Below are 26586 nucleotides of genomic sequence, written 5' to 3' on the forward strand. Positions count from 1 at the left end.
TTATGAAGGAGAATATTGCTTTATTTTTAGCAATCTTATATCTAATTTATAGATATAAGACTTATAAAAACGTTAATAAAATAATAGAAGACAGAATAGAAAATGTTCATAGGTCATTTTTTAAACGAATACAGGATGTTTTGCAGTGCTCTAAAGAAGATGCGGAGAAGGTAGGTTTAGCATTAGATAAATATTTTGTACCATTAAAAAGTAAATTCTATAAAATTGATAATAATACCTACTCATTTGTTGATGAGGGCGGTTTTAAAGGTTCATTCTCAATAGATCAAAATTATAATTTATTAACATTAGAGTATAATGGTGTAGATTTATTGGCTTTACATTAAATTAGTAATAAAGAGTTACTCAATAGACAGATATATTTAATATTCATTTACATGAATTACTTATATATAGCATGATTGGACTCTTCTTTGATTTGTTTGATTTCTTTAAGTGAAATTATTTTTTATATAAGGAAATTATTAAAATGGCTGTTATAAAAAAATATTTTTTCTATGCATTTGCATTATTTTCATTACCTTCCATCATATATGGGATGTCTTATGATTTTATGACTGGTGTCGAAATCCACTATGATTTTTATGGTGCAGGTTTTGTTGCTTGGCTAGTATTTTTTGGTATATTGAAAGAAATTCTGGGATTGTGAGAATGCTCTTAAATTTAATAAATCATAATCTGTCCAGTTGAAAATCGGAGAAGAAACTAGAATAGATGTTTATTCTGATTCCTAAGGTGGAGGTCTTTAATATCAATCGTGTCTGAAAACGGTAATACTATATTTAATTACATTAATAATATAGCTAATGCAATTTGTACTAATTGGAATAAATTGTATTTCCATGCGGAAATTGATAAAGATTATGGTAACACTAGAATATGTTTATATATTGTAAATGGTAATGAACTAATTAATGCTTATCAATTTCTGAAAAATTCTGATAATGTTAGACACCTAGAAACATATTGGGATGAAATACTACATTTAATATTCGCATTGTCAAAGGATGAAGTAAACAAAGATTATTTATGGAATATTATGAATGTTATTGTTGATGATTCTTTAGGCATTAAAATATCATTTCAGTATGGTAATTTTAATCAGAAATATGATTTAGAAGAGGTTTTAAAATGGGAATATCTAACTTTAGGACTTAACAATAATCTTTGGATTCTTGATGATAAAGAAAGAAATGAATTATTGAAACAACCACTAGGGAATTCTTTTGTAAATAGAAAATAAGGAATGATATGAAAAACGTTTTGAAAAACATATTTAGAAAAACTAAAAAAGAAATAGATAGTTCGGAATTAGATAATACTGCACAAGAGAATCTTTTAGACAAGGAATCACTGGATGTAGATATGGAAGCCTGGCATATACATACAAATGATTTAATTAAACAAAGTGCAACTGTACTATATCAAATGATTGATAGTGAGGATTGGAATGTTATGTTTTTACATGGAGTTCCTACCGAAGAGTCTGTTGATTGTAGATTTTATTATATCAATTTAGAAGGCACAGCTTACTCTGGTCAACTTTTATCAAATCCAGGAATTAATTTGGATAATTATATCGAAGGTACCATGCATATGGCTCAACGTATTCGTGCATTATATATGCACTTTAAATCTGCTAAAATGCAAACACCATCTTCTATAACAATTACTGTTACTAATGAGGGGAAGGTAGAAGTTAATTTTGGTTATGATGAAGGTATATCAGATACGGATTCTTATTTTGAAGCGTATGAGATGAATAAATTTACTCACTTAATTAAGTAAATAAGAATGACTTTATGTTTCTAATATGATGATTTAGGTGACTATGTATACTTGTTAGAATTTGGATTAATTTTTTAGTGTAAAAAGCGTTAGATAAAATAAATGATAAGTGAAGAGATACAACTAATAAAACAAAATATATATGATTTACTTCATAATACACGAATAAATAAGAAGGCCTACCTTATTATATTGATTGGTTTATTCTTTACCTATTTTGTTAGTAATGGAATTATAAACACTTTGTCTATCCAATTAATAGAGATGTATTATTTACGTTATATCTTTAAACTAATGGGTGTATGTTTAGTTATAGAGTTAAGTAGACGTAGATTACATGATTTTGGATTATCAGGAAAATGGATATACTTATGGTTAATAATAAGTTGTAGTATATATGGATATTATATGTATGATTTATATGCAGTTGATGGATTAAGTATAGCTTTTTTTGAAGAAATCTTACTTATAGAATTAGGTGTTATTTTTATACCAACAATGTTTTTATACTTACTCCCAAGTAATCATGGTAATAATCGATATGGGAATAGTACAGTTCAATTGATTTCACCAACGAAATCTGTTGGTTATCTAAATAACAAGATAACTCTAGAGAATAAAAATGGATTATTAGAGTATATGAGGGATATTTATATAAGTCAGTCATTTTGTTTTAAAGGCAGAGCTAAAAGAGTAGAGGCTTATTTTGGTATAGGATCATTTGGTATGATTATTAGCTTAATCGTAAATTTTATCTCAATACTTTTTATGATTAAAGACGAGACAGGAATAGAAATACTTACACCTATATCAATAGGTATATTTTATGTCTTATATTTTTATGCTATTCTATCAATTTTGACATTATGTATTCGTAGATTACACGATAGTTTATATAGTGGTATTTGGATCATATTATTATTGGTTCCATATTTAAATATTTTTATTATATACAGAATATTTGTAAAAAGTAGTTGGGATATAAATAGTTTAAGGGATATAAGCTAATTGTTATTGCCCATCTGTATATGATATTTGCTAAGAGTAAAGCATAATGATATTCAGATAGTAATTACTTGTTTTCACTAATATTTAAAAATAGTAATAAATGGATTTACTATTTATTTTCTTTATTCACTATATTGCTATTTTTAATGGCTATCTTATTCTCAGTGTAATTTTATATTAAGTAAATTATAGTATAAGATTATACATTCATGATTGGAATCTTATTAAATGAATGTATATAAACAGAAACGTAATTTCATAAGTCTGATTAGGTATAGATTATGGTGTTCTTTATTTATGATAGTTGCATGGACATTAAATGCAATAGATGCTATACCTATTGAGGGTATTGTTGCGATTCCAGAGGTAACACTAGTATGTACTATTTTTATTGTAATGCTTTTGTGGCCTCTCATTAGTCATAGAAAACTTTTTGTTTTAATATATCGAAAATATATCAACAAAGGACATTCTACATTTTATTTCTGTTTATGGTTCTTAGTAGGATGGATAGATAAAATTGTGAAAAAAGATGAACTCAATAGTTCTGCATTTAGACTTTCATTTGAATCCTATTCATTATATGACTATATATGGCTAGTAATTTATATTCTATTTTTGATGTGGATTATTTTCTATGCGGATATGAATAAGTGGGAACGTTTAATAGGTTCTGGTAGTGTGATTCTTTTAATTCTTAAATCCTTATATGTAAAGTAATTGTTTTACTAGTTTCCCATAATTCATATCTGTGTTGACATTCATCCCTTTGTATTGCTACAATATTGTGTGTAATATATGCGATGAAGCAGAGTAGTAAACCTCTCTAGCGAGTGAGGATGGTGTAAGCTCACATTTGGTTGAAGGCGCTGTAGAGCATTGGCAGGAACGCAGGTATCTGTTAGTAAAGGCCAACATAGAAAAAAGAGGGCGCAAGCCAAATAGGGTGGAACCGCGGGTATACTCGTCCCTGTAACGTTTTTCGTTACAGGGACTTTTTTGTTTGTAACGAAATGGTTGATTTTATGTCGGTTGTGTAAAGTGGAGGCAGCAATGACATTTCAAGAGATTATACTAAATCTACAAAAATTTTGGAGTGAACAAGGTTGTATCGTTCAAAATCCATATGACATCGAAAAGGGCGCAGGTACAATGAACCCTGCTACATTCTTACATGCAATTGGTCCTGAACCATGGGCTGTATGTTATGTAGAGCCTTCTCGTCGTCCAGCAGACGGTCGTTATGGTGATAACCCTAACCGTTTGTTCCAACATCATCAATTCCAAGTTATCGTGAAACCATCTCCAGATAATATCCAAGAATTGTACTTACAATCCTTGGCAACTCTTGGTATTCATGCGGAAGATCACGATATCCGTTTCGTAGAGGATAACTGGGAATCTCCAACATTGGGCGCTTGGGGCCTCGGCTGGGAAGTATGGCTCGATGGTATGGAAGTAACTCAGTTCACATATTTCCAACAAGTTGGTTCCATCGACTGTAAACCAGTTTCCGTAGAAATTACATACGGTCTAGAACGTTTAGCTATGTACATTCAAGGCGTAGAAAACGTATATGACCTTAAATGGAATGAAAATGTTACTTATGGTGACGTTTGGCATGCTAACGAAGTTGAACAATCCGTTTACAATTTTGAATTAGCAGATACAGATATGCTTTTCAAATTGTTTGATATGTACGAAGCAGAAGCAAAACGCGTTTGCGGCGCAGGTTATGTACTACCAGCCTATGACTATGTATTGAAATGCTCCCACACATTCAACTTGCTTGATTCCCGTGGCGCTATTTCCATTAGCGAACGTACTGCTTTCATCGGCCGCGTACGTGCACTAGCTCGTATTTGTGCACAACAGTACCTCGCTAAACGCGAAGAATTAGGTTTCCCACTTTTGAAAGGAGATAAATAAGATGGCAAAGGATTTATTATTTGAAATCGGTGCAGAAGAAATTCCTGCCGGCTTTATGCCAAATATCTTAGGTCAATTGAAAACATTGGCTGAAACAAAATTAAATGATGCCCATCTTCCTTTTGAAAGCATCGCAACATACGGCACACCACGTCGTTTGGCTCTTATCGTGAAAGGTCTTGCTGACACATCTGCTGAAATCAGCGAACGTCATAAAGGTCCTTCCGCATCCATCGCATATGATGCTGACGGTAATGCAACAAAAGCTGCTATCGGTTTTGCTCGTGGTAAAGGTCTTGTTGTAGCTGATCTTGTTGTAGAAGACGGCTATATCTATGCTGAAACTAAAACTGCAGGCGTACCTGCAAAAGATATCGTAACTGATATGTTGCCACAATTGATTACAGGTCTTAACTTCCCTAAATCTATGCATTGGGGCAACCTAGATGCTAAATTTGTACGTCCTGTACGTTGGCTTGTAGCATTACTTGATGAAGAAGTAATTCCTGTAGAATTTGCTACTGTAAAATCTGGTAATGTAACACGTGGTCATCGCTTCTTAGGTGCTGATGAAATCACTATTAAAAATGCAGCATCCTATGTAGACACATTAAAAGAAAACTTTGTTATGGTTGATCAAGACACACGTCGTGAATTGATCTCCAAACAATTACATGATATTGCAGTTTCTAAAAATGCATCCATCGTTTGGGATGATGATTTGTTAGAAGAAATCAACTACCTTGTTGAATGGCCTACAGCATTATGTGGTGGCTTCGAAGAGTCCTACTTGGCACTTCCAGATGCAGCTATCATTACACCTATGAAAGACCATCAACGTTACTTCCCATTGGTTGACCAAGACGGCAAATTGTTGCCAATGTTCTTAACAGTTCGTAACGGCTCCGACCATTCCATCGAAGTAGTGCAAGCTGGTAATGAACGCGTATTGCGCGCTCGTCTTGATGATGCTAAATTCTTCTTTAATGAAGACCGTAAGAAACCTCTTATTGACCGTCAAGATGGTTTGACAAAAATCGTGTTCCAAGAAGGCCTTGGCAACTTGGCTGACAAAACAGAACGTTTGTTAACATTAGGCCGTGTGTTCAGTGAAGAATGTGAGTTACATGAAGATGCGCGTGTCGTATTAGAACGTGCTACTGAACTCGCTAAAACTGACCTCACAACAGGTATGGTTACAGAATTTACTGAATTGCAAGGCGTGATGGGTAAAGAATACGCATTGCTCGACGGTGAATCCCCAGAAGTAGCAGAAGCTATTTTTGAACAATATTTACCACGTTTTGCAGGTGATGTATTGCCTCAAACTGAAGCTGGTAAAGTATTGTCCATTATCGATAAAGTAGATAATATCGTTGCTACTTTCAGCCGTGGTTTAATTCCTACAGGCTCTCAAGATCCATATGCATTGCGTCGTCAAACAATTGGTATCTTGAACATCTTATTTGGTAGCGAATGGAATATTTCCTTGCGCCCAATCATCGTAGAATCCATGAATCTTCTTAATGTACCAGCAGATAAACAAGATGAATTGCTTGGCCAAGTAGAAGAATTCATTACATTGCGTTTGAAAAATATCTTCCTTGACCGTGAAGTACCTCATCATGTAATCGATTTGTTGTTATCTAACAATGAATTGTCCGTTGCTGATGCTGAAGGTCTTGTGAAAGCTCTCTTGGCTAACCGCATTGATGAAAATGTTGAATTAGTACAAGCTTTCACACGTATGTATAATCTTGTGAAAGATGTAACATATACTGGTGTTGATGAAAGCTTATTAAAAGAAGATGCAGAACGCGCCTTGTATGAAGTGGCTACAAAAGCATCTGAAGCAAGTATCGATGCATGGGATAAGAACGACTATGACGCTGTTGTAGCAGTACCTGCTACATTGGTTCCTGCCATCAATACATTCTTTGAAGATGTTATGGTCATGGACAAAGACGAAGCTATTAAGGCTAACCGTTTACAACTTGTTCGTTTGGCATATAGTGTAATGGCTATTATCGGCGATATTAGTGCATTAAAATAACATATATTTTATATAGTTAGAGAATTACATTTGTCTTAACTATGTGAATCTGAGGAAAGGCAACTGCGGTTGCCTTTTCTTTATGCAGGAATTTTGGCATCTATGTCGAATACATAAAGTATACAAAGTTGTAAGGAGATGTCATTATGATTACCAATGTTGAATTGTTCAATGCCCTCCGTAATGTGACGGCTAAGCGTGAAGGTTCACGTTATAGAATACTCATGGAACTATATACTATAGGCAAGGGAACGAGCCAACGCGTTTTAGTGGATAGTTTACAGATTCGTCCAGCTACCGTATCAGAGCAACTGGATGTACTCATACAATTGGGGTTTGTAGAAAAGACCATTGATACGATGGATAAGAGGACAACTGTTGTAACACTAACCGATGCGGGGAAAGAAGAAGCACATAGTTTAGTTGAACATAGGGAACAGCAGTTAGCTCATCGGTTTAGACGATTATCGTCAGAGGATCGACAAGATCTGTATGACCTATTAGGCCGCATTGATTAACCTATTTACTTGTATATATTTTCGGTGAAATAGGTATATAAATCTATACAAGATATAGTGTGTAACCTCTTGCATTGTACATTGACTTGTGATAATATATTACTGTTAATTTGAGACAGTCCGCTGCCTATAAGGTGTAGGTATTGAATGTCTGCAAACAGGAGGAAACAATGAACATTATTAACGTACTCGAACAAGAACAACTTCGTACAGACATCCCTACTTTCCGTGCTGGTGATACAGTACGCGTACACGTAAAAGTAGTGGAAGGTAGCCGTGAACGTATCCAAGTATTCGAAGGCTTGGTAATTAAACGTCAAAACGGTGGCGTACGTGAAACTTTCACAGTTCGTCGTATTGCATCCGGTGTAGGTGTAGAACGTACATTCCCACTTCACAGCCCACGCTTAGCTAAAATCGAAGTTATGCGCCGTGGTGTTGTTCGTCGTGCTAAATTGTACTACTTACGTAACCTTACTGGTAAAGCTGCTCGTATTCGCGAAAAACGCTAATGTTCTTAAAAGGCTGCCGTTGGCAGCCTTTTATTTTTGCTAAAATATAGATATACATACATTTATACAAGATATATAGAAAGGAGACATTATGGCAGATTCACCTATCGTACATTGGTTCCCTGGACATATGGCGAAAGCTACGCGCATGATAACGGAGTTCATCAAAAAGGTAGACGTTGTTATCGAGTTATTAGACGCGCGCATTCCTCGTTCTAGTGCGAACCCAGTCATCCTAGAGTTAGTTGGTCAAAAACCGCATATTGTACTGTTAAATAAGGTAGATTTAGCAGATCCAAAGGCAACGAAGGAATGGACAGAATTCTTTACGAAACAAGGGATAACTGTATTAGCTATCGATTCTAAATCTGGTAAGGGGAATAAAAAATTAGTATCTACCGTAGAACGTCTCAGCAAACCTATTATTGATCGATGGGTTGCAAAGGGGATTCGTAGCCGATCCATACGTACTATCATCTTAGGGATTCCTAATGTAGGGAAGTCTACATTGATTAATTCCTTAGCTGGTTCTGCAGCAACTCGGACGGCTAATAAGGCAGGTCACACCCGTGGTCAACAATGGGTTAAAATCGGTAAGAATATGGAATTGCTCGATACGCCAGGCGTATTATGGCCTAAATTAGAGGACCAACGAGCTGCTGCTCGTCTTGCTATGACAGGTGCCATTTCTGATGATGTATATGACTTAGAGCACGTAATTAAGCAATTGTTAAACCATTTATTGACGAATACACCTAATATCTTGATTGAACGCTACAAATTAAAAGAAGAAGAGATGGCCGATGTGGATACAATTCTTGAAAGCATTGGCCGTCGTCGCGGCTGTCTTGTCAGCGGTGGTGTTGTGGATCTTGATAAGGCACGCCGCATTATTTTGCGAGACTATCGCAACACAAAGCTTGGTACGATTACTCTAGACCAAGTTGATGAAGAGCCTTATTATCCAGAAGATGGTGAGGAAACACATAATGGATAAGGATATATTCGCTAAGTTAAAGGTAGCTGATATTAAGGCCCTTTTTGAAACGGAACAAGCTTTGGAAATTTTACCATTAGCACAAGAGGATACTCGTAGTTCCGTTCAAAAATTGGCGGCTTCTTATATTAAACGTCAAGAAAAAGAGCTAAAAGAACAACAGCGTTTGATGGGCATGTACGACTATGAAGGCATGTTCTACGATGAAGGGCTATATCATGTGGCTGGTGTCGATGAGGTTGGGCGTGGGCCCATTGCAGGCCCTGTTACAGTAGCTGCAGTCATTTTGCCTCCTATGACATTAATTCCAGGCCTTAATGATTCTAAAAAGCTAACCGAAGAAAAACGTGAAGCATTGTATGACATCATCATGGAGGAAGCTGTAGCCGTCAGCTGTATTTCTTACGGTCCAGAAAAAATTGATGACCTCAATATTTATGAGGCCACACGTCAAGCGATGTACGAGGCCATTCGTACCCTTGATGTACCTGCAGAGGCTGTTGTAGCGGATGCAATGAAATTACCTGATTTAACAATTCCTGTTGAATCCATCATCAAGGGCGATAGCAAAAGTGCAAATATTGCAGCTGCATCCATCATTGCAAAGGTCACGCGGGATCGATATATGAAGAGCCTTGATGAAGAGTATCCTGGCTATGGTTTTGGTATCCATAAAGGGTATTATACAGAACTTCATAAAGAAGCTGTGGAGCAACAAGGTGTGACACCATTGCATAGAAAGAGCTTCGAACCAATTAAATCCATCGTTGGATGGCATCGAGAAGAAAATTAAATAGATAACACACTCAATCATGAAATAGAAATGAAAAATCTATAGAAAAGAGGTTCCTATTGGTCACCTAGGTGACTATTAGGAACCTCTTTTCTATTTACATTCATGGTCAGACCGTCTTATGTTGTATATATAAGTATTCGAAAGCATCTATATACATAAGGAGGTAACCATGAATACGATGAATTGTGAACAAAATTGTAACCTATTAGATGCAAAAGCTCTTGGTAATTGGGGAGAAGATATTGCTCGACAGTATATTGAGCAACAAGGATTGAAAATTGTAACGACCAATTACAAAACGAAGGTAGGTGAAATCGATATTATCGCTAAAAATGGGCTGACCTATCATTTTATTGAAATCAAGGCGCGTCGTGGTATCACCCATGGATTGCCACGGGAGGCTGTTTCAAAACGTAAGCAAAAACATATTAAGCAAGCAGCCATGTATTTTATTCGGGATTTGCGGGCCCAGAATCGCAAATGGAAGGAACTGTCCTTTGATGTAGTTGAGGTATATGTACATGAGGACCTTAAGGCCACTGTACACTATATGCCTCAGTGTTTCATGTAGGAGGCCCATTATGTATGCAAAGGTCTATGGTGCTACCATAGATGGTTTAGATGGCGTCGTTGTAACAGTAGAGGTGGACATATCCCAAGGACTACCTGTTTTCGACATCGTGGGACTCCCCAATCAAGCTGTAAAAGAATCGAGAGAACGCGTACGGGCAGCCATTAAAAATAGTGGATTTGATTTTCCTATGCGTCGTATTGTTGTTAATCTGGGACCTGCAGAGGTCAGAAAAAGTAGTTCCGGATTAGATTTGCCCATAGCCATAGGCGTATTAGCCGCATCAGGTCAAATCAGATTACGCAAACCTAAACTAACAAAATTATTACAATCAACTTTGTTTATAGGCGAATTATCTTTAGATGGCAGTCTGAAAAAAACACAAGGCATTCTTAGTATGGCTATGAAAGCACTTGAAGATAAACTACTTACAATCTTTACCAGTAGAGATAATGTATCATTACTGCACAATATAGAAGCAATCACATCCTATGGTGCACATACGTTAGAGGATATTGTGAAACTTGTAATGCGACCGGATGAATATAGTATAGACACTGTTGATGAGAATTGTGATGACGCGGTCAACGGCGTCATTGATTACAAGGATGTACAAGGCCAAGAACTAGGAAAACGAGCCATTGTTATTGCTGCTGCAGGTGTTCACCACGTGATGATGATAGGTCCGCCTGGATCTGGTAAGACGATGTTAGCAGAACGATTACCAACCATTTTACCGCCCCTGAGCTGGGAGGAGCGGCTCGAAACGACACGCATTCACGATGTGGCAGGATTGCTCGAAAAGAATACACTGATTGCTAGACGGCCTTTTAGATGTCCTCATCATACAGCAACCTTGGCGAGCATCATAGGGGGCGGTAGTAATGCAAAACCTGGAGAAATTACATTAGCCCATAATGGGGTCCTATTTATTGATGAAGCACCTGAATTTCCTCGCTATGTACTAGATGCACTACGTCAACCATTAGAGTCACATATGATTACTGTGAATCGATTACAAAATAGTTATGACTATCCAGCAGATTTTATATGTATACTCGCCGCCAATCCATGTCCTTGTGGCTATTATGGGGACCCTCATAAGGAATGTGTTTGTAGCTCTACAGAACTAGAGAGATACCAGCATAAAATATCTGGGCCTATATTAGACCGCTTAGATCTATTCATCCTTGTAGAGAGACCTAGTTTTAACGATATGTTATGTATGGATGTTGATTCTATGAGCAGTGCAGATATGAAACAACTCGTAAAACAAGGGCGCCAGATGCAGTTCGAACGTTTCCGAGACCAACCATTTAAGTCAAATGGTGCCTTGCCACATGGCGCTATTCGTGAACTGTGTAATATACGCGATGATTGCTGGGGCTTGTTAGGAGACGTATATGAACGATTTCATTTTACAGGGCGTAGCTTTGATCGGTTGCTAAAGGTGAGTCGAACCATTGCAGATTTAGATGGGTCCTTATACATAGAAAACGAACATATTTCAGAAGCGATGATGTATCGGCACATTCCATACCATGTGTCGAGGATAGGAGTTCATGATGGAGCAACAGTATGAAAGTAATTTTTACATTGCCGCAATGCAGAGTATTTCTTCACTAGGGGCGGCTACAATACGTGATTTAGTCGAAAAGTTTGGAGGACCCTATGAGGCGTGGTGTGCGTTACAAAATCGTAAGAATCTAACAACAATACTGGGGATTCCGCCCACAAAATATAGGCAAATCGAGAAAGAAGCGACTGACGAACGATTACAGACTATTTATAAGGCTCTTAAAAACTGGCATATAGAATATATTACGTACCTTGACGTATTATTCCCTGGGCATTTACAAGAGATATACAATCCGCCAGCTGTCATATTTGTGAGAGGAAATGTATCGCTATTAGATGATGAGACGATGAAAATTGCCATGGTGGGAGCTCGAAAATGTTCCGATTATGGTCGTAATGTGGCACTGCGGATAGGTAAGGAACTAGCTGCGTATAATGTAGCCATAGTCAGCGGTGGTGCACGGGGGATCGATAGTCATAGCCATGAAGGTGCTTTAGCGGCAAAGGGACAAGTAATCGTTGTTATGGGATGCGGTTTAGATATTGTATATCCGCCGGAGAATAAACGGTTATTTGATGCCGTTCTTAAGAACAATGGTTTATTATTGTCAGAATATCCTCCCGGTACACCGCCGTCAGGTGTCCATTTTCCAGCAAGAAATCGCATTATTAGTGGGCTTTCACAAATCATCATCGTAGTAGAGGCCAAGGCGAGCAGTGGGTCTCTGATAACGGCTGATATGGCCGCCAACGAAGGACGTGAAATCTATGTGGTACCTGGCAGTATTTTAAGCAATGTAGCGGAGGGCAATCACTGGCTCATGCGCCAAGGTGCTAATATATTGACGAAAGCACAAGATATAATCGAGGATTATGAGTTAAAGCTCCGTGTGGTTGATACGCAAGGGTCCGATGTGTTAAGCTTTAAGGTGGAATGGGAGGTCGTGTTGAGCACAATTCCTACCGATCAATGTATCAGTGTAGGCGATTTAATCAAGAAAACACACATTCCATTACAACGATTACAGAGCATTTTATTAGACCTTGAAATGAAACATATGATTGAGAAGGTTCATTCTAAGGGCTATATTAACATAATCGGGAGTGATGTACTTGTCCATTAAACGATCTATCGTTATTGGGGAACCGAAAGAACCAAAACAAGAAACAAAAAAGAAAAAGACTACGGTCAATAAAAAGGTAGCAAAAGAAGCGTTAACACCAGTTGGCATTGTGCGCGACAAATCAATTGTGGCTACATCGATGCCGCCAGAGCAACGAAAACCGCGTGTATATAATCCGGATGGTAAAATCCTTGTCATCGTGGAATCACCGGCTAAATCTAAGACTATCGAGAAATTTTTAGGACCTAACTTTATTGTGAAAGCCAGTATGGGCCATCTTCGGGATTTGCCTAAATCTCAAATGGGTATCGACATTGATCATGACTTTACCCCACGATATAGCAATCTGGTAGCGCGTAAAAAGGTGATTGACGATTTGGTGGCTCATGCCGATGAAAGTAGCGCCGTATTGCTCGCAACTGACCCGGACCGCGAAGGGGAAGCTATTTCTTGGCATTTAGCATACATTCTAAACGTAGATACCACATCTAATTGTCGTATTACGTTCAATGAAATCACGAAAACTGCTGTTGCAGAGGCCCTAGAACATCCACGTACCGTAGATATGAACATGGTTGATGCTCAGCAGGCCCGTCGTGTATTAGACCGCATTGTAGGGTATAAATTGAGCCCCCTATTATGGAAAAAGGTTTGCAAAGGCTTGAGCGCTGGTCGTGTTCAATCTGTAGCTGTACGTCTCATTTGTGAACGAGAGCGTGAAATACAAGCCTTTGTACCTCAAGAATATTGGTCTATTGAGGGACAATTTAAGACAAAAACTAATGAAGAGTTTACCGCTGAACTAACGCATGTGAAGGGTGATAAACTCGATATTACATGTGAAGCAGATGCCGTGGCAATCCAAAAGGCTATTGCGGATTATACGGCTACTGTTACATCTGTTAAGAAAAGTAAACGAAGCCGTAAACCTGCTCCGCCTTTCACCACATCTACATTACAACAAGATGGTGTTCGTAAGCTCAATTTTGGGGCCAAACGAACCATGATGATTGCTCAACATTTATATGAAGGTTTGGAAATCGGTTCTTATGGTCACGTAGGTTTAATTACTTATATGCGTACCGACTCTACACGTATATCCAAAGATATGCAAGAACAGGCACGAGACTATATTAAGAGAACCTATGGCGATGACTATTGTCCTGCTAAACCGAATGTATACGGTAAGAAGGAATCCGCTCAAGATGCGCATGAAGCCATTCGTCCTACATCTCTTGAATTGACACCTAAAATGGTTGAACCATTTGTAAATCGCGATGAGCTAAAGTTGTATACATTGATTTGGAATCGTTTTATGGCGAGCCAAATGGCGCCACAACAAAATGAGTCCACTACCATTGAACTAGATATCGATGATACTTATACATTCAAGGCAACTGGTTCCCGTGTATTGTTCCCTGGATTTAGTGCGGTCTATGAAGATAGTAAGAAAGAAGAAACACCACAATTACCAGCATTGAAGAAATCTGATGTGGTGGAAACTGTACTTATCGACCCAGAACAACATTTTACGCAACCGCCTGCTAGATATTCGGAAGCAAGCCTTATCAAGACATTGGAAGAATTAGGCATTGGTCGTCCAAGTACATATGCGCCAATCTTAGATACTATCGTTAGCCGCAACTATGTAGAAACCAATAATAAACAATTTATACCTACAGAACTCGGCTTTGTAGTAGTAGACTTTTTGGTGGCTTATTTTGAAAAAATCATCAACACTGGGTTTACCGCAGAACTTGAAGAAGAGCTCGATGCCATCGCAAATGGTAAGGATACGTATGTGAAGGTATTGACCGATTTCTACAATATATTTAAACAAGAATTAGATGATGCTAGCGATGTAGACAAAATTCAAATCGCATCCATGGAAAGTGATGAAACTTGTGAGCTTTGTGGTCATCCTATGGTTTATAAATTCGGCCGTTACGGTAAATTCTTAGCATGTTCTAATTTCCCAGAATGCAAGAATACGAAACCTATAACGGTTGGTACCGGTGTTGCTTGTCCTAAATGCGGTGAAGGGGAAATCGTAGAGCGTAAATCTAAGCGGGGTCGTATCTTCTATGGTTGTAATCGCTATCCACAATGTGATTTTACGTTATGGGATAAGCCAACTCATGAGTTCTGTGATACATGTGGTAGTATCATCGTTGAAAAAACGTATAAAAATGGTACGACAAAGAAATTCTGCTCTAATGAAACATGTTCAACTAGACCGCCAAAGAAAACGAGAAAGAAAAAGTCTGATGATTCAGTAAAGAAAGAAGAGGATACAAAGAGTGAGTGAACATAGAGTTACTGTTATAGGAGCCGGCCTAGCTGGCTCTGAAGCAGCTTGGCAACTTGCCAATCGTGGTGTTGCTGTCGATTTATATGAAATGCGTCCTGTAAAGAGTTCTCCGGCCCATCAAACGGATCAATTTGCTGAGCTAGTGTGTAGCAATTCTTTGCGCGCTGGTAATATAGAAAATGCTGTTGGCCTATTAAAGGAAGAAATGCGACGCTTAGGCTCGTTAATTATGGAATGTGCAGATGCAACAGCTGTACCTGCTGGTGGTGCTTTAGCGGTTGACCGTCATCTATTCAGTGCTATGGTAACTGATAAGATAAAAAGTCACCCTAATATTACGGTGCATCATGAAGAGGTGACATCTATTCCTACGGATGGAACGGTTATCTTTGCTTCTGGTCCATTAACATCTGAAACACTAGGCGATGCCATTAGAGAATTAACCGGTAATAGGGGATTTTATTTCTATGATGCAGCGGCCCCTATTGTGACTGCAGAGTCTCTTAACTATGATAAGGTATTTGCTGCGTCTCGCTACGATAAAGGTGATGCAGACTATCTTAATTGCCCTATGAATGAAGAAGAGTATAAACACTTTTGGCACGAATTAACCCATGCTGAGGCTGTGCAGACTAAGGATTTTGAAAAGGAAATCTATTTTGAAGGTTGTATGCCGGTAGAAATCATGGCGTCCCGTGGCGAAGATACATTGCGCTATGGCCCATTAAAACCAGTAGGCTTAGTGGATAAGCGCACCAATGAAGAATCCTATGCAGTTGTGCAATTGCGTAAGGAAAATAAAGAGGGAACTATGTTTAACCTCGTAGGGTTCCAAACTCATTTAAAATGGGGTGAACAAAAACGCGTATTTGGTTTAATCCCTGGCCTTGAAAATGCAGAATTTATTCGGTATGGTGTGATGCATCGTAATACGTATATCAATTCTCCAGAATTGCTCAATCATGCATTCCAATTACAGTCTGATCATCGACTATTCTTTGCTGGTCAAATGACAGGTGTAGAAGGGTATCTTGAATCCGCCGCATCAGGACTCATGGTAGGGTTACAGGTAAAACGATATCTTGATGATAAGGCATTTATCGACTTCCCTAAAACGACGGCTATCGGATCATTGAGCCATTATATTTCTTCCTATGAAGGATCTAATTTTCAGCCTATGAATGTTAATTTTGGCATTATGGAATCATGGCCTCAACGGATTCGTAAGAAAAAAGAGAAAAACGCTCTCATTGCCAATCGTGCATTAGAAGAGCTTGACGCATTAAAGGAACAAGAACAGCTGTAAATGATGCTTGTCGTTCATAGTCTATCGTTAGAATAATTGAATAGATATAAAAAATCCTTCATTCATGGATGTTGTGTATCCGTGAATGAAGGATTTTATTATTTACGTTTCTTTTGTTTTTGTGGTGATTCTAGTACTGTTTCCGCTACGGCTTGTTGCTTTTTATCTAGATAACCGAAGTAGATAAATACACAGATACCTACAATCATAACAATGAGGCTCGTCATCTGTGCTGATTTAAGTCCCATTGTGAGGTATACATAATCACCGCGTAAGAATTCTAAGCAGAATCGCGCTCCGGAATACAGGATAGCGTATAGAACGAATACTTGTCCTTTAGCATGTTTGAACGAGCTAAAGAGTAGTAAGATCACGAAGATTAGAATATCGATTTGGCCTTCCCAAATTTCAGCTGGCCATAATGGCTGATTACCGTAGGTACGGTATGCAAGGGTACTTTCAGGATAGAGAATACCAAAATTTCCACCTGTAGGATGACCAAAGGCATCGCCGTTAAATAGGTTAGCCATACGACCAACCGATTGAGCCAGAATGAGGGCTGGTGCAAAAATATCGGCAAAGGCCCAGAAATCGATATTATGTTTTCTTAGATACCAATAACCGGCTAATGTACCAAACACCACACCACCCTGGATGGCCATTCCTCCTTGCCATACGAAAGGAATTTCGAGGAGATGATTGCCATAGTAATGCCAGTCGAAGAAAAACACGTCCCATAAACGGGCGCCGATAAGACCTGCTATAGCGACTGTAATAGAGAAATCAACAATGTGCTCGTGCCACCCACGACCGTCTTTTTTGAGTAAGAAATAGGCTACAGAGGCACCGCTAATGATGGCTAGTGCTAACATGACTCCGTAGGCCCTAATCGGAAAATCGCCTATGAAAAAAAGATATTGATGCATATGAACTCCTTTATGAATAAATGTTCATGCTTTTATAAGCATAGAAATTATAAGTGTCGATATATGTATGATATAATATAGGAATTGTTATGTAAACAAAAGCTAGTCAGCATAAATTATAGGAGACATACATGTTACGTAAATTTGCTATGGTCACTACCTTGGCAGCCGCTGTATTATCTAGTATTTCTGGTAATACTGTACAGGCTGAGGTGTTGGTGCCATTACAACAATATTTAAATACGACCAACCGTAATTATGAGGCCAATCAATATAAGACATCTTATACTATCTATGTACCACAGTTAGAACTGAATGGTACAACCATTACGATGAATCCTAAAGCCGTTGGCGAGCCGGTTAAATTGCCGATTACCAAACGGGATGGTGCCGAGTATGTTGATGTAGAAAACGCAACACCGTTGATAGGCGTCACCTATACAAAGGATGGTGACCACGTTCAATTGACCGCTGCACCAGAGACGATGCAAGTATTGCAAAATAAACCTGTCCAAGGTCCTCTATCTTGGGCCTTTGATCCATGGTCTAACCAAGATGCTCCGTATGCAAAAAAATTGAATGCCAGTGGAGATAACATCATCTCTCCAAGTTGGTTCAAATTGCATAGCCTTGGCTTAGAATCTAGTTCTAATATTAATGTGGACTATGTGAAAGCATATAAGGCCAACGGATATCATGTGTGGCCGCTTATTACTAATCGTTTTGATCCCGACTTTACGAGTGGTATCTTAGCCGATGAAGCGGTGTGGAAAAAATACGCTCAAAATCTTATTCAATATGCCTACATTTATGGCTTTGATGGATATAATTTTGACTTTGAAAATGTAGATTATTCTGACCGGGATAAATTGACCAAATTCGTAGCCTATTTAGCTGACGAATTACATAAATATAATATTCAATCCTCTGTAGATGTAACGGGATATTCCAATAGTCCAAATTGGTCTCTTGTATATGACCGTAAGTCCTTCGCTAACAGTGTAGATTATGTGGTATTGATGGCTTATGACGAAACTTGGGCCAAGAGTACTACGGCAGGACCGGTTGCAAGTTATCCTTGGGTACGCGATCATGCTGAGAAGATGCTACAAGAGGTGCCAAGTCATAAGCTTGTTCTTGGCATTCCATTCTACACTAGAATTTGGCATGAATCAGGCGGCGTGGCGCGGGGTGAAACATTAGCCATTAAAAATGAATCATCTTATTTCACAAATCACGCATCGAATATTATTTGGAATGATACGTTAAAATCTTATTATGCAGCTATTCCAACATCTAGTGGTACCGATAAGATTTGGTTTGAAGATAATAAATCTTTAGGGTATAAATTAAACCTTGTGAAAGAATTTCAATTAGCCGGCTTTGCTGCATGGCGCAAAGGCTTTGAAGATGATAATACGATTTCCATGATTCAAGGCGTTGATTTAGGTAAAGGTGTACCTAACACAGCACCAGTTGCTGTAGCTCCTAAGCCTGTTGTTGAAAAACCATTAACAAAGGCTGAACGTAAGGCTCTTGAAAAAGCAGCTAAAGAAAAAGCAAAAGCAGAAGCTAAAGCGGCTAAGGAGAAGGCAAAAGCAGAAGCTAAAACTGCAAAAGAAAAGGCGAAAGCTGAAGCTAAAGCATCTAAAGAACGTACAAAAGCGAATGCTAAGACTACCAATGAAAAGCAAAAGGTTGATAATGATATAGCGTCTATCGTTCCCGCTGTTCAAGTAGTAAAAAAGTAGATAAATTGACGGTTTATGGTACGAAGTAGTACAATAATACTATTAATTAGAATCACAAATAGATTTGAGGAGGCACCTACATGAACGAAAAATATGTAGCCCAAGATATTGAGAAAAAGTGGCAAAAGTACTGGGATGAAAACCATACTTTTAAAACTGAATATGACGAAAATAAAGAGAAATACTATGCATTAGAAATGTTCCCATACCCATCTGGTAATTTGCATATGGGTCATGTGCGCAACTATTCCATCGGTGACGTAGTAGCGCGCTTTAAGAAAATGAATGGCTTTAACGTATTGCATCCAATGGGCTGGGATTCCTTTGGTATGCCTGCAGAAAATGCAGCCATCAAACATGGTATTGCACCTAAAACATGGACTCTTGATAATATTGAGAATATGAAAAAGCAACAAAAAGCATTGGGCCTTTCTTATGATTGGGACCGTGAAGTTGCAACATGTAAAGAAGATTACTATAAATGGACACAATGGTTCTTTGAACAATTCTATAAAAAAGGGTTAGCTTATAAAAAAGAAGCAAAGGTTAACTGGTGTGAAACATGCCACACTGTATTAGCTAACGAACAAGTTATCGATGGTCTTTGCTGGCGTTGTGATAATCCTGTAGAAAAAAAGGATTTATCCCAATGGTTCCTCCGCATCACGGAATATGCAGATCGCTTGTTAGATGATCTCGATACACTCGATGGTTGGCCTCAACGCGTTAAATTGATGCAAAAGAACTGGATTGGTCGCTCTGAAGGTACAGAATTCTCCTTTGATGTGCCATCTATTAACGAACGCATTTCCGTATATACGACTCGTGTAGATACTATCTATGGCGTAAGCTATGTTGTATTAGCTCCTGAACATCCGTATGTAGAACGTTTAATTGAAAAAGCACCTAACAAGGCTGATTTAGATGCTTTCATTACGCGTATGCGCAACATGAGCGATATCGACCGCACATCTACAGAAGCTCCTAAGGAAGGTATGTTTACCGGTTCTTATGCAGTAAATCCTATGTCTGGCGAACAAGTGCCTATTTGGATTGCTAACTATGTTCTCGTAGATTATGGTACTGGCGCTGTTATGGGTTCTCCTGCTCATGATGAACGGGACTGGGAATTTGCTCATAAATACGATTTGCCTATTAAACCTGTTGTTTCCCATAATGGTGAAAGCTACAACTTCGACAAATGGGAAGAATCTGACCACGAAGATGGCGTGTTGATTAATTCCGGCGAATTTGATGGTCAAACATCTGAAGAGGCTCGTAAAAATATTACAGCTGCACTTCACGAACGCGGTATCGGTGAAGGTAAAATTAATTTCCGCCTTCGCGATTGGCTTATCTCTCGTCAACGTTATTGGGGCGTGCCAATTCCTGTTGTATATTGCGATAAATGTGGTGAACAACTCGTACCAGAAGAAGAATTGCCTGTACGTCTTCCTGAAGATGTCAAATTTGAATCCGGTGCTGTATCCCCATTGGCAACATCCGAAGCTTTCATGAATGCTACATGCCCTAAATGTGGTGGTCCTGCGCGTCGTGAAACAGATACTATGGATACATTCATCGACTCCTCTTGGTACTTCTTGCGTTACACTGACGCATTGAACGATAAAGCACCATTTGATTCTAAAATTGCTAATTACTGGATGAACGTTGACCAATACATCGGCGGTATTGAACATGCGATTTTGCACTTGTTATACTCTCGTTTCTTTGTGAAAGTTATCCATGATTTAGGCCTCATCGAAGCTAACGAACCATTCCGTGGTCTTTTGACACAAGGTATGGTACTTAAAGAAGGCAGCAAGATGTCTAAATCCAAAGGCAATGTGGTTTCTCCAGAAGAAATCATCAATAAATACGGTGCTGATACGGCGCGTCTATTTATCTTGTTCGCAGCACCAGTTGACCGCGATCTTGATTGGAGTGACCAAGGTGTTGAAGGTTCCTATCGTTTCTTAGGTCGCGTATGGCGTATTGTGGATGCATATGATCAAGCAGCAAAAGAAAATCATACGGGTGACCTTACAAAAGACGAAGTGGCATTACGCCGCGAATTACACCGTGTTATCAAAAAGGTTACAGAAGATTTAGATAATAACTTCAACTTTAATACGGCAATCAGTGCGATTATGGAACTTGTTAATGCTATGTATGCACACAAGGACAAAGCAGAATCCGTGAATGCTGATCTTGCTAATGAGTTAACACATAATCTCGTGTTGTTGTTAGCTCCATTCGTACCACATATTACAGAAGAATTGTGGCATGAACTTGGCGAAACTGAATCCGTTCACACTATGAACTGGCCAACATACGAAGAATCTGCTCTTGAAGTGGACGAAGTAGAAGTGGTTCTCCAAGTTAATGGTAAGGTTCGCGATAAATTAATTGTTTCTGTGAATATTACGAAAGAAGAATTAGAAGCATTGGCTAAAGAATCCAGCCGTGTTCAAGAATTTACAGAAGGTAAACAAATCGTTAAGGTTATCTACGTACCAGGTAAACTTGTGAATATTGTTGTAAAATAATATTTCTATATATGATTTGTTAATATAATGAAAGCCCCCAACTACATAGGTAGAAGGGGGCTTTATTATCTAGAGAGGTTATTATGGCAAAACGTAGCGATTATATTTCTTGGGATGAATACTTTATGGGCGTTGCTATTTTGGCTGCGCAACGATCTAAAGATCCTAATACACAAGTGGGGGCCTGTATCGTCAGCAATGATAATAAAATCTTATCCATCGGTTATAATGGCATGCCCTTAAATTGTAGTGATGATGATTTCACATGGGAACGTGATACGGCAGATGATAATAAATATTTCTATACCGTTCATAGTGAATTAAATGCGATTCTAAACTATCGCGGTGGCTCTTTAGAAGGGTCTAAGATTTATGTAACACTGTTTCCTTGTAATGAATGTGCAAAGGCGATTATTCAAAGCGGCATAAAGGCCGTTATTTATCGAGATGATTTGTACAAAGATACTAAAGAGGTTAAGGCTTCAAAACGTATGCTAAAGACGGCTGGTGTAGATATTATCGAATATCAATCGACGGGCCGCGTATTGGAAATAACACTGTAATATTGAATGGGATAGCACATCCTCCGCAAGCTCCACCGGCCGGGTCTGACTCCGGCCTTCGGCCTCCGCAGGGCCAAAGTCGCTTCGTAGGACATGCTATCCCATTTTATTTAAGCTGTTATACCAATAAGCGGCCGTCGATCATGATATCTACTTGTTGGCCGTCTTTTGTAATGCCTTTAATATTCATGTTTTCGTGACCAATCATAAAGTCCACATGAGCGAGGGAGTGGTTGAGACCACGTTCTTTGAGTTCATCTTCCGATAAACCATCGCTATTTTTTAGACAAGTTGGATAAGCTGCACCGATTGCTAAATGGCAGGATGCATTTTCATCAAACAATGTTTCATAGTAAATCATGTTAGATTGACTAATAGGGCTATAGTGATCCACGAGGGCTACTTCACCAAGATATTGAGATCCTTCGTCTGTTTCGATGAGTTCTTTAAGAATATCTAATCCTTCTTCAGCCGTGTAATCAACAATTTTACCGTTTTCAAAGGTAAAGGAGAAGTTAGAAATAGGATTGCCTTGATAGATAAGTGGTTTTGTACTAACTACTTTACCATTTACACCATTCCATTGAGGTGCACAGAACACCTCTTCTGTAGGTATATTGGCATTGAATTTGATACCCTCTTTGGAGAACTCTTCGCCACCTTGCCAAATATGGTTTTCTGGTAATTCGAGAAGTAAATCTGTGCCATTTTCACATGTATATCGCAATGCTTTCAATTCAAGAGCATTTAATGCTTCGCGACGATGGCGTAGCTTAGCCATATGATGCGCATATGTTTCTTTTGGTTCTACGTCGTTGAGACGGCATAATTTTAATAATGTAAGCCATAGTTGATCAATTTTTTTTTCATCAGATCCTTCGTAGCCAAGAAGTTCAGCCCAAAGTACTGTTGGTACAGCGGCTACACACCATGTTACGGATGAGTTCATGATGGCTGTATGGTAGAATGACAGAACCTTGTTAAGATTGCGTGAGTTTAGGCTAATGCGCTCTGTAGGGATACCTGCTAACGCCTTTGGATTGGCACTGATAAGTGATAAAAAGGCAGCTTTTTCTTCTACATATTGTTCGTAATATACAGGAATCCATTTAGCCGGTGTTTCTAGAACCGATGCATCAGCATGTAATAAGCGTTGTCGTGTAATTGGGGTATGGCGCCAATTGATGATAACCTCTTTGGCACCTAATTGATAGGCTTCTTCCGTAACGATGACTGCAAAATCTTTATTGTCTACATCAACAGATACGATGAGTGTTTGCTTTTCTTGTAAATTAACGCCAGACTGCAATAAAGTACGGGCGTATTTACGTAATAATTCTTGATTCATTATAGACTCCTTAACATAGTAATAGGATATACTAGGAAAGTATGTTCCTTTAATTCGATATCATTTTGAAAACTCCTGCTTATGTGACTAATAGAGTCACATGTAGGAGTTCTTTGTTGCATATGGAAACTCTAGTAGTAGGAGGTGACCATATGAAACAACTTATTATGTCACATAAGTGGATTGTAATAATCCTGTGTATTTTAGTAGGAATTTATTTCCTATGGCCTATTATAACAGAAGGAAGCCCCATAATGCCAGATTCATCTGTATTAGCCGCTGATACGACAAAGGGGACTCCAACTGAACAACAGGATAATACGCCCCTTTCTATGAATGGTGATATAAATCAAAGAGAATCACAACAGGAGGATGGTAAGGATAGTATTGTGTATATAACCGGCGCTATTCAATCGCCAGGACTGTATAAGGTGTCATCTAGCTCGACAATTGGCGATGTTATAAAAGGGGCTGGAGGTGCACTACCATATGGAGATATAGAGTCCATCAATTTAGCAGAGACTGTGACAGGTGGACAACATATTCACATCAAATTTAACTTTCACGGAAATCCTGAATCATTACTACGAAATCAAAAGATTAATATTAACACGGCTACCGTTAAAGAACTCGATTCACTACCTGGAATTGGGCCAACCATGGCAAAACGTATTGAAGAGTATCGTCAAAGTAAGGGCGCTTTTACATCTATAGAGGATATTAAGCACGTCAAAGGTATCGGCGATGGATTATTTAAGAAGATACGCGATAAAATTACAGTCTAATTTAACTATCTATTTGACCTTGAATATGCTCATCACCTATTCGGAGATAGCCCATTGTATACTAAGTGGTATCATACTAGGCATTTTATGTGCCTATAGCTCGCATTATGTTTTGCTCGATACGAGTTGGTATTGTATGTTTGGCGCTGCTGGCTATCTACTATATACATTGGTTAAAGCTGTGGCTCGCTATAGGTTACAATCGTCTTTGTCAATTAAATATATAGTTGTAACCTGCATCATCTTATGTGTATTAGGTGGCGTATCATTTGTACATGTAAACCATCAAATTAATCAGTATGTAGGACATAGTAAATTCTTTTTATCACAAGAAGGCGAATATGCACTACTCATTGATTCTCCGGTAGATCTAAAAGTAATCGATGGAAAAGAATATAAATCATTTAGTGCAGTACTGTTAGGGTTAGTGCCATACAAGGATACGGCAAAAGGCGTGCATATTAAGGCCGATGGACATATTAGAGTAACAATACAAGAAAATTCCACACATCTTCATATGGGGGATTCCATTATCGTTCATGGTACGCCTAAATCTCTCTATTTGACAGAAGAGCGAGGCACTATTGATAAGCGAAATAAGGCAATTCGTAATGAAGATATGGGCGCCATATTTGATGGTACCTATAAGGTAGTGGACTTACATACTCTTAAACAGTATAAGATAGATTCTTATATCGGTTATTATCAACGGTGCCTTCACATAATTGATTCGATGCGTAGTGCTGTTGAAGTATTGATGGAACGTTATCTATCAGATACAACTAAATGGCTTGGAATTGCCTTAGTTTTAGGTGGCCACTATGGAGAATTAGGTCAAGATGTGCTGCGTCAATTTGGCTACACCGGTATCATTCATATTTTATCTATATCGGGGTCCCATATTGCACTGTTATTTTCTATTGTATATGGCCTATGTAGATTAGGTCGTATTAGAAAACGATATGCTATGATGGGTGGTATTATAATATCTATCTTTTATTGTATAGTGGTTGGCTTTAGTGCACCTGTTGTGCGTTCTACCATAATGGGAATTTGGCTTGCTTTAGCCTATTTAAAAGGTCGAATGTATACGGCGAAACAAGGATTGGCCGTGACGGCTATACTATTTTTATTATATGATCCGTTACTTATATTGGACGTGAGCTTTCAGCTATCCTTTGGTGCCACTTATGGACTCTTATTATTTGGTATGCCATTATATCGATGGATCACAGTATTGCCACCGATTGTGAAAGCTCCACTAGTGCTCTGCATCAGTGCACAGCTTTTATTGATACCATTTCAACTTTATTATTTTCACTATTTGAGTTTAGCAAGTCTCTTTGCAGCTATTATTATTACACCTTTACTTGATATAGCTATTGTTATGTTATTTGGTTGTACCATAATATCCTTAATTATACCAATAGGTATGGTGTGGAACGTAATCGACTGGGTATTAACTATATGTTTATATGCAAATGCGCACCTCGCTAACAGTTCTATATGTCTATGGTGGATAGGTACCATTTCTTCCACATTAGGGGTGTTATACTATGGATGTATGGGATTACTATATATTAACCTAGTCTCATTAAAGCTTAGATTTAGAACTTTCACAAAAGGAATTGTACTTATGGGAATCGGCATAATTGCTATAGCTTATAGTGGTATTTTATATAGGAATGAAACGATTTTGCATATTGTACCTATGAAACAGTCAAATGCATTCCTCATTGTTAAGCCTTATGAAAAAATGGCTATGGTATATATTGATACGCCTGATGCTATTCCTATGAAAGCTAGTGAAATTCGTGTAAGAAATGGACTTCAAAGCTTTGGTATACCATTGAAAAATGTGCAGGTCAAACGATTTCAATCCACAGGTAAAAATACTGTTTTATACAAAAATGATATATCGTCTGTGATGGTCTATAATAGACAAAATGGTGAAAAAAAACTACAATTAAATGATATGAGGAACACTATTTTGATTACCTCTCAGTCGTATATGGTGAATCAAATTATAGCATTACATTCGAATCGTCCTGTGCTTGTTAGCATGCCTCGAGGCGCGATGCGAGACATTGATCCCGATGCAGAACATGTTCATTTATGGGGCTATCAATATATTCCGGATTATCGATTATGA

General features: G+C 38.2%; 24 protein-coding genes. 22 read left to right on the forward strand and 2 right to left on the reverse strand.

Translation table 11 applies throughout. The annotated features are described in order from the left end of the window. Nucleotides 1–2: 2 nt before the first annotated feature. From O3617_RS00915 to trmFO, 17 genes are all read left to right on the forward strand, one after another. A complete protein-coding gene (locus O3617_RS00915) occupies nucleotides 3–347 on the forward strand; it encodes a hypothetical protein (RefSeq protein ID WP_371448101.1) in 345 nt (114 codons plus the stop codon). Nucleotides 348–490: 143 nt separating this feature from the next. Then, the gene (locus tag O3617_RS00920) at nucleotides 491–670 is read left to right on the forward strand and encodes a hypothetical protein (protein ID WP_371448102.1); all 180 of its coding nucleotides are present in this window, start codon (nucleotides 491–493) and stop codon (nucleotides 668–670) included. Nucleotides 671–778: 108 nt separating this feature from the next. Then, nucleotides 779–1264 (forward strand): immunity protein YezG family protein, encoded by a 486-nt coding sequence (locus O3617_RS00925; RefSeq protein ID WP_371448103.1) that lies wholly within the window; start codon nucleotides 779–781, stop codon nucleotides 1262–1264. 8 nt (nucleotides 1265–1272) lie between these two features. Further along, entirely contained in the window at nucleotides 1273–1809 is a 537-nt protein-coding gene (locus O3617_RS00930; protein WP_371448105.1) for an immunity protein YezG family protein, read from the forward strand. Nucleotides 1810–1911: 102 nt separating this feature from the next. Then, a complete protein-coding gene (locus O3617_RS00935; protein ID WP_371448107.1) occupies nucleotides 1912–2817 on the forward strand; it encodes a DUF805 domain-containing protein in 906 nt (301 codons plus the stop codon). A 297-nt stretch (nucleotides 2818–3114) separates the two neighbouring features. After that, a complete protein-coding gene (locus O3617_RS00940; protein WP_371448108.1) occupies nucleotides 3115–3537 on the forward strand; it encodes a hypothetical protein in 423 nt (140 codons plus the stop codon). A gap of 333 nt (nucleotides 3538–3870) precedes the next feature. After that, entirely contained in the window at nucleotides 3871–4746 is an 876-nt protein-coding gene (glyQ, locus tag O3617_RS00945) for a glycine--tRNA ligase subunit alpha (protein WP_005377537.1), read from the forward strand. A 1-nt stretch (nucleotide 4747) separates the two neighbouring features. Beyond that, nucleotides 4748–6799 (forward strand): glycine--tRNA ligase subunit beta, encoded by a 2052-nt coding sequence (gene glyS / locus O3617_RS00950; protein WP_371448109.1) that lies wholly within the window; start codon nucleotides 4748–4750, stop codon nucleotides 6797–6799. A 146-nt stretch (nucleotides 6800–6945) separates the two neighbouring features. After that, nucleotides 6946–7317: a MarR family winged helix-turn-helix transcriptional regulator gene (locus tag O3617_RS00955; RefSeq protein WP_009661172.1), complete on the forward strand. Its 372-nt coding sequence runs from the start codon at nucleotides 6946–6948 to the stop codon at nucleotides 7315–7317. Nucleotides 7318–7487: 170 nt separating this feature from the next. Then, the gene (rplS, locus tag O3617_RS00960) at nucleotides 7488–7829 is read left to right on the forward strand and encodes a 50S ribosomal protein L19 (RefSeq protein WP_005377523.1); all 342 of its coding nucleotides are present in this window, start codon (nucleotides 7488–7490) and stop codon (nucleotides 7827–7829) included. 91 nt (nucleotides 7830–7920) lie between these two features. Then, nucleotides 7921–8826, forward strand: coding sequence for a ribosome biogenesis GTPase YlqF (gene ylqF, locus O3617_RS00965; RefSeq protein ID WP_371448110.1), 906 nt, complete (start codon nucleotides 7921–7923; stop codon nucleotides 8824–8826). Then, a complete protein-coding gene (locus O3617_RS00970) occupies nucleotides 8819–9619 on the forward strand; it encodes a ribonuclease HII (RefSeq protein WP_371448112.1) in 801 nt (266 codons plus the stop codon). Before ylqF ends, O3617_RS00970 begins: the two co-directional genes overlap by 8 nt. 172 nt (nucleotides 9620–9791) lie before the next feature. Then, entirely contained in the window at nucleotides 9792–10193 is a 402-nt protein-coding gene (locus O3617_RS00975; RefSeq protein ID WP_371448114.1) for a YraN family protein, read from the forward strand. Nucleotides 10194–10203: 10 nt separating this feature from the next. Then, the gene (locus tag O3617_RS00980) at nucleotides 10204–11775 is read left to right on the forward strand and encodes a YifB family Mg chelatase-like AAA ATPase (protein WP_371448115.1); all 1572 of its coding nucleotides are present in this window, start codon (nucleotides 10204–10206) and stop codon (nucleotides 11773–11775) included. Next, entirely contained in the window at nucleotides 11759–12895 is a 1137-nt protein-coding gene (dprA, locus tag O3617_RS00985) for a DNA-processing protein DprA (RefSeq protein WP_371448286.1), read from the forward strand. The genes O3617_RS00980 and dprA overlap by 17 nt, the downstream gene beginning before the upstream one ends. Continuing rightward, nucleotides 12885–15203 carry a type I DNA topoisomerase gene (topA, locus tag O3617_RS00990; RefSeq protein WP_371448117.1) on the forward strand — a complete coding sequence of 773 codons (2319 nt, stop codon included), beginning with the start codon at nucleotides 12885–12887 and terminating at the stop codon, nucleotides 15201–15203. Before dprA ends, topA begins: the two co-directional genes overlap by 11 nt. Further along, nucleotides 15196–16512 (forward strand): methylenetetrahydrofolate--tRNA-(uracil(54)-C(5))-methyltransferase (FADH(2)-oxidizing) TrmFO, encoded by a 1317-nt coding sequence (trmFO, locus tag O3617_RS00995; protein ID WP_371448119.1) that lies wholly within the window; start codon nucleotides 15196–15198, stop codon nucleotides 16510–16512. The genes topA and trmFO overlap by 8 nt, the downstream gene beginning before the upstream one ends. Nucleotides 16513–16610: 98 nt before the next feature. Here the strand turns inward: trmFO and lgt are convergent, their stop codons facing one another. Next, complete coding sequence (lgt, locus tag O3617_RS01000; RefSeq protein WP_371448120.1) at nucleotides 16611–17438, reverse strand: prolipoprotein diacylglyceryl transferase; 828 nt, start codon at nucleotides 17436–17438, stop codon at nucleotides 16611–16613. A 131-nt stretch (nucleotides 17439–17569) separates the two neighbouring features. Here lgt and O3617_RS01005 point away from each other — a divergent pair, with 131 nt between their 5' ends. The 3 genes from O3617_RS01005 to O3617_RS01015 all read left to right on the forward strand — a co-directional run bounded on the left by O3617_RS01005 (nucleotide 17570) and on the right by O3617_RS01015 (nucleotide 22301). After that, the gene (locus O3617_RS01005; protein ID WP_371448122.1) at nucleotides 17570–19189 is read left to right on the forward strand and encodes a glycosyl hydrolase family 18 protein; all 1620 of its coding nucleotides are present in this window, start codon (nucleotides 17570–17572) and stop codon (nucleotides 19187–19189) included. Nucleotides 19190–19269: 80 nt separating this feature from the next. Next, entirely contained in the window at nucleotides 19270–21738 is a 2469-nt protein-coding gene (leuS, locus tag O3617_RS01010; RefSeq protein ID WP_371448124.1) for a leucine--tRNA ligase, read from the forward strand. An 83-nt stretch (nucleotides 21739–21821) separates the two neighbouring features. Beyond that, a complete protein-coding gene (locus O3617_RS01015) occupies nucleotides 21822–22301 on the forward strand; it encodes a dCMP deaminase family protein (protein ID WP_005377547.1) in 480 nt (159 codons plus the stop codon). Between the two features lie 118 nt (nucleotides 22302–22419). Here the strand turns inward: O3617_RS01015 and O3617_RS01020 are convergent, their stop codons facing one another. Then, the gene (locus O3617_RS01020; protein WP_371448125.1) at nucleotides 22420–23649 is read right to left on the reverse strand and encodes an aminopeptidase; all 1230 of its coding nucleotides are present in this window, start codon (nucleotides 23647–23649) and stop codon (nucleotides 22420–22422) included. A 152-nt stretch (nucleotides 23650–23801) separates the two neighbouring features. On the opposite strand from O3617_RS01020, the gene O3617_RS01025 reads away from it, so the two are divergent. Both O3617_RS01025 and O3617_RS01030 read left to right on the forward strand, forming a co-directional pair. Then, a complete protein-coding gene (locus O3617_RS01025) occupies nucleotides 23802–24434 on the forward strand; it encodes a helix-hairpin-helix domain-containing protein (protein ID WP_371448126.1) in 633 nt (210 codons plus the stop codon). Nucleotides 24435–24570: 136 nt separating this feature from the next. Further along, the gene (locus O3617_RS01030; protein WP_371448128.1) at nucleotides 24571–26586 is read left to right on the forward strand and encodes a ComEC/Rec2 family competence protein; all 2016 of its coding nucleotides are present in this window, start codon (nucleotides 24571–24573) and stop codon (nucleotides 26584–26586) included.

This window comes from Veillonella sp. 27098_8_77 (genome assembly GCF_041431535.1).
Taxonomy (GTDB): domain Bacteria; phylum Bacillota; class Negativicutes; order Veillonellales; family Veillonellaceae; genus Veillonella.

What these genes read in the sequence shown, in the direction of transcription:
- O3617_RS00970 (WP_371448112.1), top strand. Translation starts at nt 8,819, where the DNA reads ATGGATAAGGATATATTCGCTAAGTTAAAGGTAGCTGATATTAAGGCC.
- O3617_RS01015 (WP_005377547.1), top strand. Translation starts at nt 21,822, where the DNA reads ATGGCAAAACGTAGCGATTATATTTCTTGGGATGAATACTTTATGGGC.
- O3617_RS01020 (WP_371448125.1), bottom strand. Translation starts at nt 23,649, where the DNA reads ATGAATCAAGAATTATTACGTAAATACGCCCGTACTTTATTGCAGTCT.
- dprA (WP_371448286.1), top strand. Translation starts at nt 11,759, where the DNA reads ATGGAGCAACAGTATGAAAGTAATTTTTACATTGCCGCAATGCAGAGT.
- lgt (WP_371448120.1), bottom strand. Translation starts at nt 17,438, where the DNA reads ATGCATCAATATCTTTTTTTCATAGGCGATTTTCCGATTAGGGCCTAC.
- O3617_RS00935 (WP_371448107.1), top strand. Translation starts at nt 1,912, where the DNA reads ATGATAAGTGAAGAGATACAACTAATAAAACAAAATATATATGATTTA.
- leuS (WP_371448124.1), top strand. Translation starts at nt 19,270, where the DNA reads ATGAACGAAAAATATGTAGCCCAAGATATTGAGAAAAAGTGGCAAAAG.
- O3617_RS01030 (WP_371448128.1), top strand. Translation starts at nt 24,571, where the DNA reads ATGTTTGGCGCTGCTGGCTATCTACTATATACATTGGTTAAAGCTGTG.
- O3617_RS00980 (WP_371448115.1), top strand. Translation starts at nt 10,204, where the DNA reads ATGTATGCAAAGGTCTATGGTGCTACCATAGATGGTTTAGATGGCGTC.
- rplS (WP_005377523.1), top strand. Translation starts at nt 7,488, where the DNA reads ATGAACATTATTAACGTACTCGAACAAGAACAACTTCGTACAGACATC.
- glyS (WP_371448109.1), top strand. Translation starts at nt 4,748, where the DNA reads ATGGCAAAGGATTTATTATTTGAAATCGGTGCAGAAGAAATTCCTGCC.
- O3617_RS00930 (WP_371448105.1), top strand. Translation starts at nt 1,273, where the DNA reads ATGAAAAACGTTTTGAAAAACATATTTAGAAAAACTAAAAAAGAAATA.
- ylqF (WP_371448110.1), top strand. Translation starts at nt 7,921, where the DNA reads ATGGCAGATTCACCTATCGTACATTGGTTCCCTGGACATATGGCGAAA.
- O3617_RS00955 (WP_009661172.1), top strand. Translation starts at nt 6,946, where the DNA reads ATGATTACCAATGTTGAATTGTTCAATGCCCTCCGTAATGTGACGGCT.
- glyQ (WP_005377537.1), top strand. Translation starts at nt 3,871, where the DNA reads ATGACATTTCAAGAGATTATACTAAATCTACAAAAATTTTGGAGTGAA.
- O3617_RS00975 (WP_371448114.1), top strand. Translation starts at nt 9,792, where the DNA reads ATGAATACGATGAATTGTGAACAAAATTGTAACCTATTAGATGCAAAA.
- O3617_RS00915 (WP_371448101.1), top strand. Translation starts at nt 3, where the DNA reads ATGAAGGAGAATATTGCTTTATTTTTAGCAATCTTATATCTAATTTAT.
- O3617_RS00920 (WP_371448102.1), top strand. Translation starts at nt 491, where the DNA reads ATGGCTGTTATAAAAAAATATTTTTTCTATGCATTTGCATTATTTTCA.
- O3617_RS00940 (WP_371448108.1), top strand. Translation starts at nt 3,115, where the DNA reads ATGATAGTTGCATGGACATTAAATGCAATAGATGCTATACCTATTGAG.
- O3617_RS01005 (WP_371448122.1), top strand. Translation starts at nt 17,570, where the DNA reads ATGTTACGTAAATTTGCTATGGTCACTACCTTGGCAGCCGCTGTATTA.
- O3617_RS01025 (WP_371448126.1), top strand. Translation starts at nt 23,802, where the DNA reads ATGAAACAACTTATTATGTCACATAAGTGGATTGTAATAATCCTGTGT.